17 protein-coding genes and 1 pseudogene are annotated in these 14,070 nt (G+C 61.2%); all 18 read right to left on the bottom strand.

The features are described 5' to 3' along the window. A pseudogene (locus tag L6D64_RS16875) lies at positions 1 to 793 on the bottom strand (hypothetical protein); the annotation flags it as partial. A gap of 12 nt (positions 794 to 805) precedes the next feature. After that, positions 806 to 1,861 carry a hypothetical protein gene (locus L6D64_RS16870; RefSeq protein WP_176507158.1) on the bottom strand — a complete coding sequence of 352 codons (1,056 nt, stop codon included), beginning with the start codon at positions 1,859 to 1,861 and terminating at the stop codon, positions 806 to 808. Further along, positions 1,861 to 4,908, bottom strand: coding sequence for a phage tail protein (locus L6D64_RS16865; RefSeq protein WP_176507157.1), 3,048 nt, complete (start codon positions 4,906 to 4,908; stop codon positions 1,861 to 1,863). Before L6D64_RS16865 ends, L6D64_RS16870 begins: the two co-directional genes overlap by 1 nt. Then, the gene (locus L6D64_RS16860) at positions 4,905 to 5,303 is read right to left on the bottom strand and encodes a DUF6950 family protein (protein ID WP_176507156.1); all 399 of its coding nucleotides are present in this window, start codon (positions 5,301 to 5,303) and stop codon (positions 4,905 to 4,907) included. The genes L6D64_RS16865 and L6D64_RS16860 overlap by 4 nt, the downstream gene beginning before the upstream one ends. A 3-nt stretch (positions 5,304 to 5,306) precedes the next feature. Next, positions 5,307 to 5,906: a hypothetical protein gene (locus tag L6D64_RS16855; RefSeq protein WP_176507155.1), complete on the bottom strand. Its 600-nt coding sequence runs from the start codon at positions 5,904 to 5,906 to the stop codon at positions 5,307 to 5,309. Continuing rightward, positions 5,906 to 6,490, bottom strand: coding sequence for a hypothetical protein (locus tag L6D64_RS16850; RefSeq protein ID WP_176507154.1), 585 nt, complete (start codon positions 6,488 to 6,490; stop codon positions 5,906 to 5,908). The genes L6D64_RS16855 and L6D64_RS16850 overlap by 1 nt, the downstream gene beginning before the upstream one ends. A gap of 26 nt (positions 6,491 to 6,516) precedes the next feature. Beyond that, a complete protein-coding gene (locus L6D64_RS16845) occupies positions 6,517 to 6,657 on the bottom strand; it encodes a hypothetical protein (RefSeq protein ID WP_176507153.1) in 141 nt (46 codons plus the stop codon). A 21-nt stretch (positions 6,658 to 6,678) separates the two neighbouring features. Next, positions 6,679 to 9,141 (bottom strand): phage tail tape measure protein, encoded by a 2,463-nt coding sequence (locus tag L6D64_RS16840; RefSeq protein WP_176507152.1) that lies wholly within the window; start codon positions 9,139 to 9,141, stop codon positions 6,679 to 6,681. 55 nt (positions 9,142 to 9,196) lie between these two features. Continuing rightward, the gene (locus L6D64_RS16835) at positions 9,197 to 9,547 is read right to left on the bottom strand and encodes a superinfection immunity protein (protein WP_176507151.1); all 351 of its coding nucleotides are present in this window, start codon (positions 9,545 to 9,547) and stop codon (positions 9,197 to 9,199) included. A 71-nt stretch (positions 9,548 to 9,618) separates the two neighbouring features. Then, entirely contained in the window at positions 9,619 to 9,837 is a 219-nt protein-coding gene (locus L6D64_RS28645) for a phage tail assembly protein T (RefSeq protein WP_443096546.1), read from the bottom strand. Between the two features lie 2 nt (positions 9,838 to 9,839). Beyond that, on the bottom strand, positions 9,840 to 10,307 hold the full coding sequence (locus L6D64_RS16830) for a phage tail assembly chaperone family protein, TAC (RefSeq protein WP_176507150.1): 468 nt from the start codon (positions 10,305 to 10,307) through the stop codon (positions 9,840 to 9,842). Positions 10,308 to 10,315: 8 nt separating this feature from the next. Further along, the gene (locus L6D64_RS16825) at positions 10,316 to 10,831 is read right to left on the bottom strand and encodes a phage tail tube protein (RefSeq protein WP_176507149.1); all 516 of its coding nucleotides are present in this window, start codon (positions 10,829 to 10,831) and stop codon (positions 10,316 to 10,318) included. A 52-nt stretch (positions 10,832 to 10,883) separates the two neighbouring features. Then, positions 10,884 to 11,252, bottom strand: coding sequence for a DUF3168 domain-containing protein (locus L6D64_RS16820; protein WP_176507148.1), 369 nt, complete (start codon positions 11,250 to 11,252; stop codon positions 10,884 to 10,886). Further along, entirely contained in the window at positions 11,249 to 11,734 is a 486-nt protein-coding gene (locus L6D64_RS16815; protein WP_176507147.1) for an HK97-gp10 family putative phage morphogenesis protein, read from the bottom strand. Before L6D64_RS16815 ends, L6D64_RS16820 begins: the two co-directional genes overlap by 4 nt. Then, complete coding sequence (locus tag L6D64_RS16810) at positions 11,727 to 12,068, bottom strand: phage head closure protein (protein ID WP_176507146.1); 342 nt, start codon at positions 12,066 to 12,068, stop codon at positions 11,727 to 11,729. The genes L6D64_RS16815 and L6D64_RS16810 overlap by 8 nt, the downstream gene beginning before the upstream one ends. Then, positions 12,068 to 12,544 (bottom strand): head-tail connector protein, encoded by a 477-nt coding sequence (locus tag L6D64_RS16805; protein ID WP_176507145.1) that lies wholly within the window; start codon positions 12,542 to 12,544, stop codon positions 12,068 to 12,070. The genes L6D64_RS16810 and L6D64_RS16805 overlap by 1 nt, the downstream gene beginning before the upstream one ends. Positions 12,545 to 12,547: 3 nt before the next feature. Continuing rightward, positions 12,548 to 12,772 (bottom strand): hypothetical protein, encoded by a 225-nt coding sequence (locus L6D64_RS16800; RefSeq protein ID WP_176507144.1) that lies wholly within the window; start codon positions 12,770 to 12,772, stop codon positions 12,548 to 12,550. A gap of 41 nt (positions 12,773 to 12,813) precedes the next feature. After that, positions 12,814 to 14,070: a phage major capsid protein gene (locus L6D64_RS16795; RefSeq protein WP_050492188.1), complete on the bottom strand. Its 1,257-nt coding sequence runs from the start codon at positions 14,068 to 14,070 to the stop codon at positions 12,814 to 12,816.

Below are 14,070 nucleotides of genomic sequence, written 5' to 3'. Positions count from 1 at the left end.
GGCCTGGGCTGCCCTGTGCGGAGAAATGCCGAACCGCTACGTAGGGGTTGTAAATACCAGCAGATGGGTCCTGGGCAATCTGCTGGATATAGGAACCACCCAGGGTGTTTGTCAGGACCGATCCGCCGGTTCCTGGGTGCGGAACGCCTGCTTCTTCACCGTTAAAGCGCGAGAATCCAGGGACGTATGTCAAATTCGGCGCCTTAATGACGCCGCCGCCTGGCCCACCCAGACCAAAGTCCCCTACTCGTAGTACGCTGCCGACAGTGGAATCGTAGTTAGAGGTCGTGAGGGTCGCTACGGCTGCGCTACCTAAGCCTAAGTTAGTCCTGGCAGCCGAGGCACTGGCACCTCCCGTACCACCTTTTGCAACTGGTAGGATTGATTCTGTTGCGACAGAGCCAAGTCCCAACCCAGCACGAGCATCTGCCGCAGTGGTGCCGCCAGTCCCTCCTTTTGCTACTGGCAAGATGTCGTAGTTGCCCGTGGTGCCCAGCGCGGCGAGCTTGGTGCCGTACTGGTTGACGATGGCCCGCAACGCATCGGCCGAGTCCTTGACGTAGCCCTGCATCGGAGCGAGGCCATACCCGCCAGCGGATACGGTAGCCCCTTGGTAGGCCGGCAGGATGCTCAGCACCGTAGCGCTCGCGATGTTGGCCACCTCATACCAACGGCCGTCAGGCCCTTGGAAGGCATCCCCCACCCTGGCATTCGCGGCGAAGTCAGTATTCGTGCCGACCGCCGATGTTTGGCCGGCCGTGATCGCGACCGTGCCTGATCTGTACCATGGCATGCGTGTTTCCTTTCAAAGGGGTTTCATTGGGCGGGATGCAAAGAGGGTTCGACCGTTCACGCTGAGCGCGTTGATACCGTCGAAGTTCTCGCAGTACATCTGCAGCACGTCGCGCCTTCCAGGCAGAAATCCTCCGAAATTCGCCCTGAATGGTTGGGTGGTTTGCACAACGTTTGTCACCGAGAACAGCGCGTTCGCAAGGACGTAGTCAGCATAATTTCCGGTCCAAGCCATTTGCGCGGGCGAGGCGTAATAACCTGCACCGGTGATGGGCGTTCCTGCGGTCGCGAATGAGTTGTTGGCTGGCTGGCTGTTAAGCAAGGCCAAGTTGGCCGACGTGACGAATGTCCTGTTGCCTGCCGCGTCCCGCACCGAAGCTCCGTAAGCATCCACTGGTGTGTTCGGCGTCATGTAGCTAGCACAGAACCAGTTGATCATCATCGGGTTCAACGCAACGCTGCCGTGTGCTGGCTGGTTGTTGTAGGCTTTGATACGGAACCCGGTCCAGTTCCCGGGGGATCCCGTAACGAAGAAGTTTCCGACCATCATGTAGTTGTCAGCATTCAGGAAGATCAGCGGACGCTCATAAGTGGTGACAGGCTGAGGAAACGTCACAGTTCCGTATTGAATTTGAGTTCCGCTTCCAGCCCCCTGGAACCCTATGTTCATGCGTCCGTTGTACCGGACGCTGAGCACCCGGTTGATCGAGTCGATCTGCGTGCGGATATTGTTGTTTGCGGCCCTGATCCCATAACTGCCTGCTGCCGAAAACGGCTCGCCACCCTGCGACAGGATCATCACCTGCCAGGTCCTGGTGCCTGGCTGTCGCAGCTGCAGCTGTCCGGTAGTTGCCCAAGCGGGCGGGCTCCAGGTGTTGTCACCGCCGTCAAACAGGGCGTCAACCACGACAAAGGACGCCGCTTGGATTTCTGGTATCGCGATGTACTGGTCGAACGCGTTGTTTCCCACGACCTGCATCATCTTCAGAGACCGGATCGGTGTAATGGTCGTGTCCAGAGTAATGGCCCCAGACGCATCCTTCGTCCGGAGCCCATAAATGTCAGCCATCAGGTCATCCTCCCCAGCGCGGCGCGTTCGATGCCGTTGGCGTCATAAACGTAGATCCCGCCGTTGTTGATGAGCACGCTGCCGCTGGCATCCTGGCCACGGAAGGTGAACACGCCGGTGACCATGTTCAGTTCGATCAATGGCCGGCCCTGAGCGTCCACGGCCTGTGACCTGAGCGTTCCGCTGTTCACGATCGTCTGGATGTAGGCCGAGTTGATGAACGCCTGGTTGATGAAGACCTGTCCGCCCTGCACCACGAACGGCGAAGAGAGCGTCCCATTCACCCCGTTCACCACCGCAAACCTGTCGGCGCTGACCAGGAACTGGCTTTGCAGGCCGGCCGGTCCGTTCTCGATGCCCAGCCCGATACCCGCCGCCACGTACTGGCCCTGGGCATTTAGCTGCATCTTCACGGTCCACATCGTGGTCAGCTTGCCGGCGGTGTCGGCATAGGCCGAAGAGGTCTGCTGGATCGCTGCCGAGTTGTCGGCAACCGAGGCGTTCAGCTGCTGTATCGCCGTGGCCGTGGCCTGCTGATTGGTCGCAACCGTCGTTTCAACCGTGGTGAGGCGGCTTTCATTGCCACCGACGCGGGCCTCCAGATTCGTGGTCCGCTGGGTCTGTGCAAAGTCGGCCTCTGCGCGCACCTTGACCTCTTGGGCGTAGCTGGCGGTACTGTCCCAGCCCTTCAGCGCATCCAGCAGCTCCCCTTCCCCGTCGTCATCACGGGCCGAGGCGCGCAGCGCCTGCAGGCTGCCTGCCGTAGCAGTGACCTTGCCGTCGACCTCGGCGATGTCGGCGGTGTTGGTGGCCACCTGCTGGGCCAGACCATTGGCAGTCTCGAGAGACTGGCCAACGTCGCCCCAAAGCGCGGCATTGGGTGGAGCATTCGCACCAGAGGCGTCTGCTGGAACAGGCTGCAGCGCCTGGTAGATGCGGCCATCAACCACGACCATCTGGCCCTTCTGGTAGGCCTCATCCTTGTCGTAGGCCTTGAGCCCATCCAGCGCGGCGATCTGCTCCTCCAGGCCAGGAATCTTCTGGATTTCCTCCAGCAGGTCCTGGCCAAGTTCGCTCTCGGTGATCTTGCCCGACAGCGCTGCCAGCATGGCGGTGACGTCGTTCGAGGTGGACGCGGCGATCTTGAGGAAGCCACTGACACCGTAGGCGTTGCGGGAGCGGATGAAGTAGAAGTAGTTGGTGAAGAACGCCAGGCCGGTGTGCGTCAGGCTGAGGCCTTGCCCCAGGTAAGTCGCCTGCACAGCGGGAGCCTGCGGGTCTTCGCTGTAGAAGTACTCGTAGGTGCCTCCGTTCAGCCCGTGCTGCACGTTGCTCGGGAACAGCGTGATGGTGTCGATCGTGGACTGCACCGTGCACGCCTCTGGAATCGGCGGGCCGTCGATGTTCACGGTAATGCTGGCCTCGCCGGACCTGGTCAGCGGACCCAGCGCGGCAACGCTCATCGTGTAGTTGCCCGAAGACAGTCCGGCAATCGGCAGCTGCAAAGTCGTCTCGGGCACCTGCTGGGCCTGCACCGCAGTGCTGCCCTGACGAATGGTGACCGCATAACCCGTGACAATGCCCGCCGGCTGCGTCCAGCTCAGCACGCCCTGGGTGACTTCGGCAGTCTCGTCGGGCACCCAGGCCAGATTGGTAGGACTGCCCAGGCCGCCGGCCGGTAGGCTGATGAAGCCGATGGGGTTGTACGGCTGGCCCACGGCATCGTCGAAGATCGCGGGCTCATATTGGGAGACCGTCACCGTGCAACCATCGTCGGCGGCCATGTTCCAGTCGGTGACGATGAACTCCCCGATGATGTTCAGGGACGGAAGATTGACGCGCACTACGCGCCCCGGCCTGCAGTTGTAGCCAGCAAAGTTCATTGGCAGCTGGAGCGAGCCGCCGGCACGCGCCCGGCGCAACTTGATATTGGCCAGGCGCTGCGCCTGGTAGGCATCGGTCACATACCCGAGCGACATCGATTCGGCTGCCTCGCCACCGTCCTCATCCACCCATTGCTGAATCCGCACTTCGGGAAAGTCGGTCTCGGCCCAGGTCTGCGAGGGATCGATGAACGTGCCGGTGACGATGTTGATCGCAGAGTCGTTGTTGACCTCGGTGGTGCCCGAGACCGTGCCGACGATCATGTCCTCGGTGATCTCGAAGTCATACGGCCCGTAGTAGGCACCGGCCTGCATCATCCACTTGCCGCCGACGCGGATCAGTTGGCCTGCGCAGGATTCCTCCAACTTCTGGATAACCTGGGTGCGCTGCTCGTCGGCGCCGATAACACAACCGGTACGGTAGCGAATGCCCGCCGTGCCGTCGGCGTTGGCCACGGCCTCGTCGCACACGTTCGCAGCGCTGGCAAAGGTCTCGAAAACAATCTCGTCATCCGGCACTTTGCACCGGGCGCGCAGGAACCAGAGCATGTGCAGCGCCGTGTTGTCGCTGTAGCCGGTCATACCGGTGCGCGGGTCGTAGATATCGTTTCGACCGCGCACTACGAAGCGCACGTCAGGGATGCCCGACGGGAATTTCTCGGCATTGTGCTTGAGCGAGAGCCGAACGAACGACAGACCCCGACCGATTTGAGTGTCGCGCCAGTCGCGGCAGTTCGCCCTCAGGAAGGCATTGACCTGGGATGGATCTACCAGCAGCTCGTAGGAGGCATATTCACCGTAGGTGGCGATCTCCTCCTCGCCCAGATAGATGCCATCCAGTCCAGCGATTGCGCCCTCGCTGAGTACGTACACCAGGTGCACCCACTCGCCATCGGTCTGATCGCCAGTCTGCTCCTGGGCCCAGACCAGAACGCCACCGGTGTTTGCTCGCCCGAGGATGAACCGAGCCGGGGCTTTCGACGAGCGCACAGTCTGTGCCGACGGCTCGCTGCTGACACTGCCACCCTTTAGCGCGGCATCCTGCTGAGAGCCGACAAACAGGCCCACGGCCCCGCCGATGATGGCGAAGCCAATGCCGCCAGTGACGAATCCTAGCGCTGCGCCGGCGGCGACCAGCGCAACCTTCCTGACTGCCTTGCTCATTCAACTCTCCAGACAACCAGGGGCTCGCAGGCGATACGCCCTACCCCATCCTCGGTCACCGACCAGAATTCGCCGGCCCAGAACACCGCCACGCCGCGGCCGTTCTCGCCGTCGTACATCGCCACATCGCCGCGCTGAATGAACGCTTGGTTGACGCGCTGAAAGCACGCGTCCCAGGCGCCATCGAGTGAGCCGTGAATCTTCTTCAGCAGGCGCTTCGCACCGGTTTCGGTGGTGTAGCGGCCCCGGTACTGCTCGGCCGGGTCGGTACCGCAAACCGCCACCGCGCAGTCGGCAGCGAACAGGCAGCAGTCAAATTCGCCCCATGAAAAAGGCCGCTCAGTGGCGGCCTTGATCGTGTGGGCAAGTTGGGTGGTCCAGTCTCGATTGCGCATGGTCTACTCGTAGCTGAAGGAAGGTGCGTCCTTGCTGGCCCCCCAGTAGATGGGCCAGTCGGCCATCTGGGCGACGGCAAAGAAGAAGCGGTCATCCTGATGGCGGGCGCGGTGGTTCTCATCGGTCCAGCGCTCGGTGGCGATTCGGCTCCACTCGGCCATGCGGTCGATGATCGGCACCCGTATGGCGTTGCCGTCACTGCCGTTGCCGCTGTAGGCGAACTGGGCCGCGTCCATGCGCCCGCTGAACAGAATGTCGGCCGCGTACTCGCCGGCCTGGTTGATCACCACGAACAGCAGCTTGGCGTTTCGCCCGCGACAGCCCTTCAGGCTGGTCTCGCTGATGATTGTGGCGTCCAGTCCATTGAGGGTTAGTTCGACGCTCATTGGCGATCCAGAGCTGCTGCTCTCTTGGGCCTGGCCAACTTCGCCGAAGGTGCCGACACCCTGGTAGGTGATGCCGTCCAGCACCAGGTCACCGGTGCCGGTATGGGCGAACACCATGCCGTCGGGGAAATCCAACTGACATGCGTAGACCGCCATGAAGCGGCCTTGGCCGATGATGTCGACCACTTGCTGGCTGAAGGGGAATGAACCCGCCATCAGAAAGCCTCCCTGAACTCGAGTGCGTCATTGGCCACCAAAGGGCGCAGCGTCAGCGAATGCGTGTCACTGGCTCTGCGCATCTCGGCATACGGCGCCTTGTATTCGACTGCGGCGCCAGCAGCGATGGCCTTGCGGATCGGCTTGTTCACGTTGACCACCACCTGGCCGGCAGCGTCAGAGGTGGCATCGTCGATGACTTCGAACATGACCCCGCCGATGGTGATGTAGTCGCCCATAGAGAACACCTTCTTGTTCGGCGTCACCCCCCCCAGCCGCATCGAGGAGGCCTGGGCAACGGCCGCGACCACCACGGGCTCTCCAATCGAGTCGGTGCGCGTACGGGTGAAAGCCGGCAAGTTGAAGGTGTTGAACATGCCCTGCAGGCGGCCAATGAACGCCGTCAAGATTCGTTCCTCATCCCGGGACAACGCGGAGAACGTCAGCTGGCACTGCCAGTAAGCCCCCGGGTAACCCACGATCTGCTGGGCATTCGACAGAGTCGAAGTGAACGCCCGGTTGTTGTAGACGACGCCCCAGGTCATTTCACTCGGGCACAGGCCTTCCGGCCATGCGATTGCCATGTAGGTACTCCTGGTGATCGGTCTGGTTACTGAGAAGGGCCTTTGTGCAAGTCCTTCAGGACCATCTGATAGCCGAGCTGCGCACCCTGACGTGCCGCTTCTTGGATACGCGCCAGCAGCAGCGCCTCAGCAGCGGCTTTATCGGTGTCCTTCTGACATTGAGCCATTCATGTTCTCCTGGCTGTGTATCAGCCCTTGCGCAGCTGCTGCCGCGCAGGACCGTTACTGCGGAAGTCCTTGAGGACCATCTGATAGCCGAGCTGGGCGCCCTGACGTGCCGCCTCTTGAATCCGCGACAACGTTGCGTCGTCGGCAGAGCCCTGCACCACGATATGCTGCTGGATAGGCGGCATCGAACTGCTGACACCCTGGCCACTGCTGGATGCCTGAATGTCACTGAGGGTGCGGTCGAGCTTGGCGCTCGTCCCAGCAGTGGTAACGCGCTCCCCCTTCTGGAGCAACCAGGTGCCTTCACGCGGCACGCTGTCGATACCATCGTGCGCCATACCGACTAGGGCCAAGCTGCTGGCCAAGCCGGTGGTGCTGGTGATGGCAGCAGAAGCCGGCGCGGCGTTGGCACCGAACGACGCCAGGGAGGCCATAGCAGCCGCGGGAGCGTAGGCGGCCGCCATGGCAGTACCGGTCGCTGCGGCCAAGGCGGCGGACGACGCCGCAGCCGCATCACCGATGGCCGCATTGACCGCCATCTGCAAACCGACTTTCACGAGCATGTGCAGCAGGTCATCCGCGATGCCCTCTGCGAAGTCGCTGAAGTTGAACTCGCCGGTTTTTACGAACCCGACCAGCTCATCTTCCAAGCTGCCGAGCGCGTTACTCGTCACGTCGTACATCTGCGATGACAAGTCGCGCGCGTGATCGGCATAGTCCTGCCAGGCGTCCTTGGCGCCATCCAGCCAATTGGTCTGAAGCTCATCCTGCTTGCTGTAGTAGTCGACCTGCATCGACAGGCGCTCTTCCAGCGAGGATTGCAGCAATTCCGTTTCCCGCTTGAACAGGCTCTCGCTGATGTCTCCAGAGTTGCGCTGGGCCTGTAGATCGGCGTACTTCTGGTCGAACTCCTGGCGTATCTCAAGAATGCCCTGCAGGCGCTCGCGGGTCTTGTTCCCCATGCCAGCGCCTACAAACTCCATATTCAGACCAGACTGAGCTGTCGCATTGGCCGCGGCCAAAGTCGAGGCATACGACGCGGCCTTGGCATTCTCCTCGTTCGCGATCTTGAGCTGCTTGAGCTTGTCCAGTTCCTCGGCCAGGCCCTTCAGCTTGACCTGCTGCAGCGATGTGATGCCCTTCAGCTTGCCGGATTCCACTTCAAACTGCAGTTTAGCGACTTCCGTTGCGTCTTTGCGTTTATCCACCTCGGTATTAATGAGCGCAATTTGTCGGCGATAGCCTTCTTCACTGCTTTCAAACTGGGACTGAAGCTGCTTCGCAGCATTCGCAGCGGCCTTAGCTGCAGCTTGCGCGTCGGCAGTCGGAGCCTTAAATGTTCCGCGAGCCCCCTCCTTATTCAATAAAGCGAGAGCGTCAGCAATTTCTTTGATCTTGCCGCTAGCCTGACTGGAGGAGCCAGCCTGGTCGATTTTCACCCACAATTTGTTGTAGCGGGCATCCATTTTGTCCAGATCGTCAGCTACACCAGCTGCGAGCTTCGAAGAGTTTTCCCTGACCTTTCCGATTACCTCAGTAGGCTTTGACAGGTCAACCCCGTCAAAAGCACCACCGATGATCGTAACAAGCCCCTTGATCGATCGCCCGGTAAGTTCAAAGGCATACGCCACAGCCAAGGCGGATTTGGCGCTGATGTCCAAGATAACGCGCAGGCCCTCTGAAAGCGCGGTTACCGACTCGGTGTCTTGGCTCAGATCAAATAAAATGCCTGAGTAATCAGCAAGGGTAGGCATCAGGGCAGCAGCAACTTGGTTCTTTATCCCCGCCATGGACTGTTCGGCTAGCCATCCAGCTGCTGCCAAATTCTGGGTGGCGACAATAGTCTTCTCGTCCATGATGGCGCCGGCTTTCTCAGCTGCGTCGCCCAGCACCGCAAACCCGGCCCCATTGTCCCGCAGAAGTGGGAGTAGTAGGGTCGCATCGTTTGCCAGCGACTCCATCTGTTGCGTCATTTCGGCCTGACTCAACCCAGCTTTTTGCAGGCTAGTTGCGAACAGCTGTAATGCCTGAGGGCCAGACAGATTGCGAAACTGCTCAGCGGTGACCCCTACCTTGGGGGCGATTGTTTTGAAAAAATCTTGAAGCTCGCCACCGCCATTCAACAGAAAGTCGCCGACCTTGTCGTTGACGTCCTTGAAAATGTCGGCAAGCTTGTCATTTTCGACGCCTACTGCCTTAGCGCCAGCGGCGTACTTCTGAAATTCTGTCGTGGTGCTACCAGCGACCGAAGCGAATCGGGTGATTTCTCCAGCAGCCTGCACGGTGGAAACGGTAAAAGTTGCCAGTGCTGCGACACCAGCCGCAACCCCAGCGCCAACGGCAATTCCTGCAGCCTTAGCTCCTTTCTCAACTTCCTTGCGCCACTTTGCAGAGCTTCGCTCGGCCTTGTCCATCCCTGCTACGAAACCGCCAACTTGGGCAATAATATCCAGAGTCAAAGTGCCTAATGACTTTGAGGCCATCTCTTTCTCCGAGCAAAAAAAAAGCCCGCAAAGCGGGCTTATGTTGAGGCGGTAACTACCTACTGAGGACTTTGGCTTTCGCGGCCTCGAACTCTTCAGGAGTAAGATGACCGCGCTCTTTCAATGCTGCCAACTTTTCAAGCTCCTGATAGGAAGCCTGCTCAGATGGTTCGGGTTTTGACTGGATCACAGACTGCTGTGAGTCCGGATGTCTTACCGCGCTCACAGACCAAATGAAGGCTGCAATCCACCCGATACCGGTCCAGCCGAGAAGTAAGATCACAAAGAATATCGGTACTTTGTTGTGATGGCGGCGCGCTACCGAGATGATGAATGGAAGGAAGTACAGTACAACCATCCCTATAAGCATTGGCACTGCATCAAATGGTGCTGAATTTGCGGACATGACCTGGGCTCCCTGTCTCCCTGCCGTAGAGGGTGGCAATCTACCACCTCCTCGCGGAATGACCAAAACCATCAGGTCCACGTCGCCATAGCCAGGTCCAAACTGGCGGCTACCTGATCCCCATGCCTCATGAAATCATCGGGGGCATAAGGCTCTGGTCGGACCTTGCGGTCACGGACCTGGTTGGCCAGCATCGATGCCAGCAATGCAGCACCTCGCTCCACGCGCATTCCCACGTGAAGCGAGCCGCGACGCCTCTGGTACTTCACCCAGGAATGGAATTCGCGCAGGCTCAGGTTTTCTTGCGCTTCCGCGATCGTGCGGCCGCCGACTCCGGCGAGGACGAGTTCGTGCCAGAGCTCGTCGAGGTCGGTGAGCTCGTCGTCTTTCCCAGGTTGTTCACCTCATGGATGGCGGTGAGCAGCGCTACGGTGAGGTTGCCGTCCAAGGCACCAAGGCGCTTGGTGCTCTTCGGGTCTTTCGCCAGCTCAGCCTTATCCAGAGGGCCATGGGTGATATCCAAGACCGAAAAGACAGGCTGCCCTTCCTCGTTGCAGATCGCTGCGGCAATGCGACCGGCGATGCTGTCTTGGTGGCCTGCTGCAGCCAGAACATCACTGACGGCTGTCTGGTAGCCCAGAGGGCGCACAAATACTGTACCGGTGAGCTGTTCGCCGCCCTGGCGCCAGGTGATTTCCTTTTCAACGGGCCGGCCAGTGAACGAGCCGACCTGCTGCAGCGTTTCAATATTGAGCTTCATGGGCTACCTCAGGCAGTTTTGCGAATCCAGGCGGAGCCTCCCGAGCGCTGGATGGATACCGCGGTGCTAACAACAGCGTTGGCGGCGAAGTCGAAGGGGAAGTCGGCGACATAGCCCTGGAAAACGAACCAGGTGCGGTCCTCGGGCAGCTCGAAGTCGTCGCCGGCCGTGGCCACCGTGGGGAAGGATGTCTGCTTGCCCTCCGCGTCCACGGGACCATCGGACCAACCCACGGCCCAGCGCAGGGTGGTGTCGCCATTGGCCTCGGATAGCTGATGGAGACGAATGTGGCTCGGGCTGTCCGGATCAGCGTTGATGGTCAGCGAGGCCTGGCCAGGTGTACGCAAGCCCGGTTTGTAGGTGCGCTCGTTGGAGCTGAGGCACGTGTCCTCGATCTGCTCCTTGGGCGATCCGCCGGGGTTGAAAGCCGTTGCGCACTCCACTTCCATCACGGTCATTGGACCGGTGCCAGAGGTTGGCGGTACCAGGGCAAAGACCTGGGTGCCTTGGGTCAAAATCGACATGGTGGTCTCCTGTCGGGCAAAAAAATGCCCGCAATTGGCGGGCCTGGTTGGCTCAACGGCGGACTATCCAGTCCACGTCGAAGCTGGTTCGAAAATTCTTGGTCGCTGAGTCGCGGGACTCGCCGCCCCAGCGGGTGACGTAGGCACGCAACTCAATTGCATCGCGGATCGCATCGCGCACCTGGCGCACTGACTTGCTGGTGGTGCCGTACACGTCGACCTGCAGGGTGAAGCCATCGGCATCAGGCCGGCCCGCCAGGTAGTTCTCTGGACTGCCGTTCACCAACTGCCATACCGCATAGGGCTTGCCCACGCCTTCAGGCGCCTCACCGAATGGGTACATGCGCAGGTCAACGCCACTTCCCAGCAGCGCGGTGACACCAGGGTCAGCCGCGCAAACGCGTTCAATGGGTGGTGTCATGAGGATGCAGCCTTCTTCGCAGCGCGCCGGATAGCGCGGTCGATCGCCTTCTCGTACTCGGTGACGAAGGTGTTGGTGACTTCGCTGATGCTGTTGGCCAGGGCCGGTCGCATGAACGGGACCGCGGCCATGTGCTCGGTACCGAACTCGAGCAAGCGCCAGTGAGGCGTCGGTGCGTTCGGGCTGAGGTCGCCGCCATCCTTGAGCACGGCGCCGTGCAGCACGCCGATCCGAAACCCCAGGTTGCCGGTCTGCTTGAACAGCCGTCCATTCCAGCGCAGGGCGATGTTGTCAGCGATGGATCGCCCAGTGGCCTTGTCGTCGATCCGCTCGGCGCGCTCCTTGGCGTTCTGCATCACCACCTGGGCGGCTTTGCGCAACGCGGCCCTACCACCCTTGCGGCGAACGTCGTAGCTGACGGCGTCCAGCTTGCCCAGCAGGCTTTCCAGCCCGGTGATGCTGAACTCGACGCCGTCAGCCATCCTTCACCCCCTTCTCGACCAAGATCGTCAGATAGTCGAGGCCGGACTTGTCGTCGGCCAGAGGTGGCCCGACGATGCTGTACACATCGCCCCGGTAAAGGATGCGCATGGTTGGAAGAACACCTGGTCGGTACCGGATTACCATCCTGCCAGTGGCCTGTGCCTGGCCGGCCTGGGCCGAGATGAAATCTCTCGCCGATAGATCCTCTACGCGCGCCGGGCACTTTGGCCATCGAGTTACCCATTCAGGCTCGCCGAACTCCAGGGTCACCGGATCGCGCACTGGCACCAGCTCCTGGATATCGATCCGGTGCCGGAGCTTCCCGGCCTGCATCACACACCCATCCGGATGCGGTATGGCATCAGAAGGTGTTGCGAGGCCAGCGGCAGCTCGGTGGCAATGGTGCCGGTCACCACGTCCTCGCGGTTGGCGAACAGGTGCCCAAGCTTCAACAGGCAAGCCGCCTGGATAGAGGGGTTGAGCACCATGCCGTAGGCGATGGCGTCGGCCTGGCCATACGCATCGGCCAGAGCCTGGCGGGCGTGGTCGAGCAGTCGGCAGCGCAGCGAGTGGTCCTGCTCAGCCTCCGCTGCAGCGACAGCCGCGGCGTTTGCCTCCTTGGCCTGTTGCAGGGAAGCAGATACGCCGGCACGGGCGCTGTCGAGTGATATCTGGTCCAGGTAGAAGCGGCGGTTCAGGAACTGCATGGCCGCCTCCTCTGCCGCATCAAGCTGCGCCTGGACCAGCACCTGATCCTCCGGCTCGGCCAGCAGATGATGCATGGCCACGTCGATGGCGATCACGGACATGGATCACTCCTTGGGCTTGGTGGCCGCTCCCTTGCCGCCCTTATTGGCCGGCTCCGGTGCCTTCTTGTTCTCTGGCTCCTCGGCTTTCTTCACGGCGTACTCCTCGATCAGGCCGTTGCGCAGCAAGTCACGAGCACGCAGCTCGTCGACGGTGATTTCTCGGTTGCGCTTGACGTACTCGCCACCGTTGTTGAAACCCTTGATGGTTTTGACTTTGACGTCTGGCATGTGCGGTAACGCCCGGTTTCCCGGGCGCGCTCCTGAGCTGGTTACGGGGTGGCTTCGAATTCACCGTGCACGAACGACTCTGGGCGATACACCGCCAGTGCCAGGCGCTCCTCGGCGCGGATGGTGACCATGTTGGTGCGGAAGTTGTCACCGTCTTCGGTGGAGACCTCGACAGCCGCTTCCTCGCGGTCGAATACCTGGGCCGCGATGTTCATCGCGCCGACCAGAAACTCGCCCTCTGGCACCGCGTTGCTGTCCACCACCGGCAGCTTCCACAGACGCTGGACGCCGCCTTCTTGGACGTTCACCCAGATGTAGGAGCCGTTGGCGTCCTTGGTCAGCTCGATGTCTGCCCAGTCCACAGGGTTCAGCGCGATGGCCGAAGCACGGTACTCGGCAACGCGCACCTGCAGAATTGCACGGCGCAGGGTGTCGATCTTGGTGTCGCCGGTTTTGCGCAGCGCCTCGTTGAAGGCGGTGGCCTGCGGGATCAGACCCAGCAGGTTCTGCCCGGTGCCGTCGCCGGCCAGCAGCTGCTCCTCTTCCTTGTACTTCAGGCCGTAGATCGCGCGGCCGTTGATGTAGCTCTGCAGGAGCGGGATGTCCGACAACACCTGCTTGGAAGCGCGGAACCAGTGGGCAATGGTGATGACGTTGGTGGTCTTCAGTCCGAAGGACAGATCGGACTGGGCCTTCGCGGCCCCCTCACCCGCCTGGGGTGCGGCCATGTTCTGGAAGCCGGTTTCCTGCACGAACTCGACCGCGTTCGAGCCGGTGCGTCCTGGCATGATCAGGTCGCGGATGGTGAACTCGCGCTCGGGACCCACCACGATCCCGGGCACGCGGGTCGGCTGGATGCCGACGCCGACGCCACCGGTGCCAGTGGTAGCGCTGGTAATGTTGGTCACGGCCTTCCGGCCCACGCGGACGATGCCGCGCCCGCGAGTTTGCAGCGACTTGAAGTCGTCGCACTCGGTCAGCTCCTCGCCAGCCGACTTGAAGTCGACCGGATCGTTGGCGGAGAAGCGGCGGGCCATCTTCTGCTCAATCTCCTGCAGGCGGTCCTGCAGGCCCAGGCCGTCCTTCACCAGGCCATCGAGGATGGTCTTGGTATCGGCCAGGATTGTGCCGTGCGACTTGATCTCTTCAGTGGCCTTGGCGGCGAACGCCTTGATCTCTTTGTCGCGCTCATCGAGCAGATCGTTGACCGCTTTCAGTTGCAGCTTGTCTTCGGCGTGCTCTTTGCGCTGGAACTGGCGGTGTTCGGAGCGAGCCTGGTTGCTCATGGCGTTATGCAT

It is taken from the genome of Pseudomonas urethralis, assembly GCF_021602465.1.
Taxonomy (GTDB): domain Bacteria; phylum Pseudomonadota; class Gammaproteobacteria; order Pseudomonadales; family Pseudomonadaceae; genus Aquipseudomonas; species Aquipseudomonas vlassakiae.
The sequence above is the reverse complement of the archived record's forward strand: the minus strand, read 5'-3'. Positions and strand labels throughout refer to the sequence as shown.

Coding starts and splice junctions, on each gene's coding strand:
- L6D64_RS16870 (WP_176507158.1), bottom strand. CDS start 1,861: ATGGCTGACATTTATGGGCTCCGGACGAAGGATGCGTCTGGGGCCATT.
- L6D64_RS16865 (WP_176507157.1), bottom strand. CDS start 4,908: ATGAGCAAGGCAGTCAGGAAGGTTGCGCTGGTCGCCGCCGGCGCAGCG.
- L6D64_RS16860 (WP_176507156.1), bottom strand. CDS start 5,303: ATGCGCAATCGAGACTGGACCACCCAACTTGCCCACACGATCAAGGCC.
- L6D64_RS16855 (WP_176507155.1), bottom strand. CDS start 5,906: ATGGCGGGTTCATTCCCCTTCAGCCAGCAAGTGGTCGACATCATCGGC.
- L6D64_RS16850 (WP_176507154.1), bottom strand. CDS start 6,490: ATGGCAATCGCATGGCCGGAAGGCCTGTGCCCGAGTGAAATGACCTGG.
- L6D64_RS16845 (WP_176507153.1), bottom strand. CDS start 6,657: ATGGCTCAATGTCAGAAGGACACCGATAAAGCCGCTGCTGAGGCGCTG.
- L6D64_RS16840 (WP_176507152.1), bottom strand. CDS start 9,141: ATGGCCTCAAAGTCATTAGGCACTTTGACTCTGGATATTATTGCCCAA.
- L6D64_RS16835 (WP_176507151.1), bottom strand. CDS start 9,547: ATGTCCGCAAATTCAGCACCATTTGATGCAGTGCCAATGCTTATAGGG.
- L6D64_RS16830 (WP_176507150.1), bottom strand. CDS start 10,307: ATGAAGCTCAATATTGAAACGCTGCAGCAGGTCGGCTCGTTCACTGGC.
- L6D64_RS16825 (WP_176507149.1), bottom strand. CDS start 10,831: ATGTCGATTTTGACCCAAGGCACCCAGGTCTTTGCCCTGGTACCGCCA.
- L6D64_RS16820 (WP_176507148.1), bottom strand. CDS start 11,252: ATGACACCACCCATTGAACGCGTTTGCGCGGCTGACCCTGGTGTCACC.
- L6D64_RS16815 (WP_176507147.1), bottom strand. CDS start 11,734: ATGGCTGACGGCGTCGAGTTCAGCATCACCGGGCTGGAAAGCCTGCTG.
- L6D64_RS16810 (WP_176507146.1), bottom strand. CDS start 12,068: ATGCAGGCCGGGAAGCTCCGGCACCGGATCGATATCCAGGAGCTGGTG.
- L6D64_RS16805 (WP_176507145.1), bottom strand. CDS start 12,544: ATGTCCGTGATCGCCATCGACGTGGCCATGCATCATCTGCTGGCCGAG.
- L6D64_RS16800 (WP_176507144.1), bottom strand. CDS start 12,772: ATGCCAGACGTCAAAGTCAAAACCATCAAGGGTTTCAACAACGGTGGC.
- L6D64_RS16795 (WP_050492188.1), bottom strand. CDS start 14,070: ATGCATAACGCCATGAGCAACCAGGCTCGCTCCGAACACCGCCAGTTC.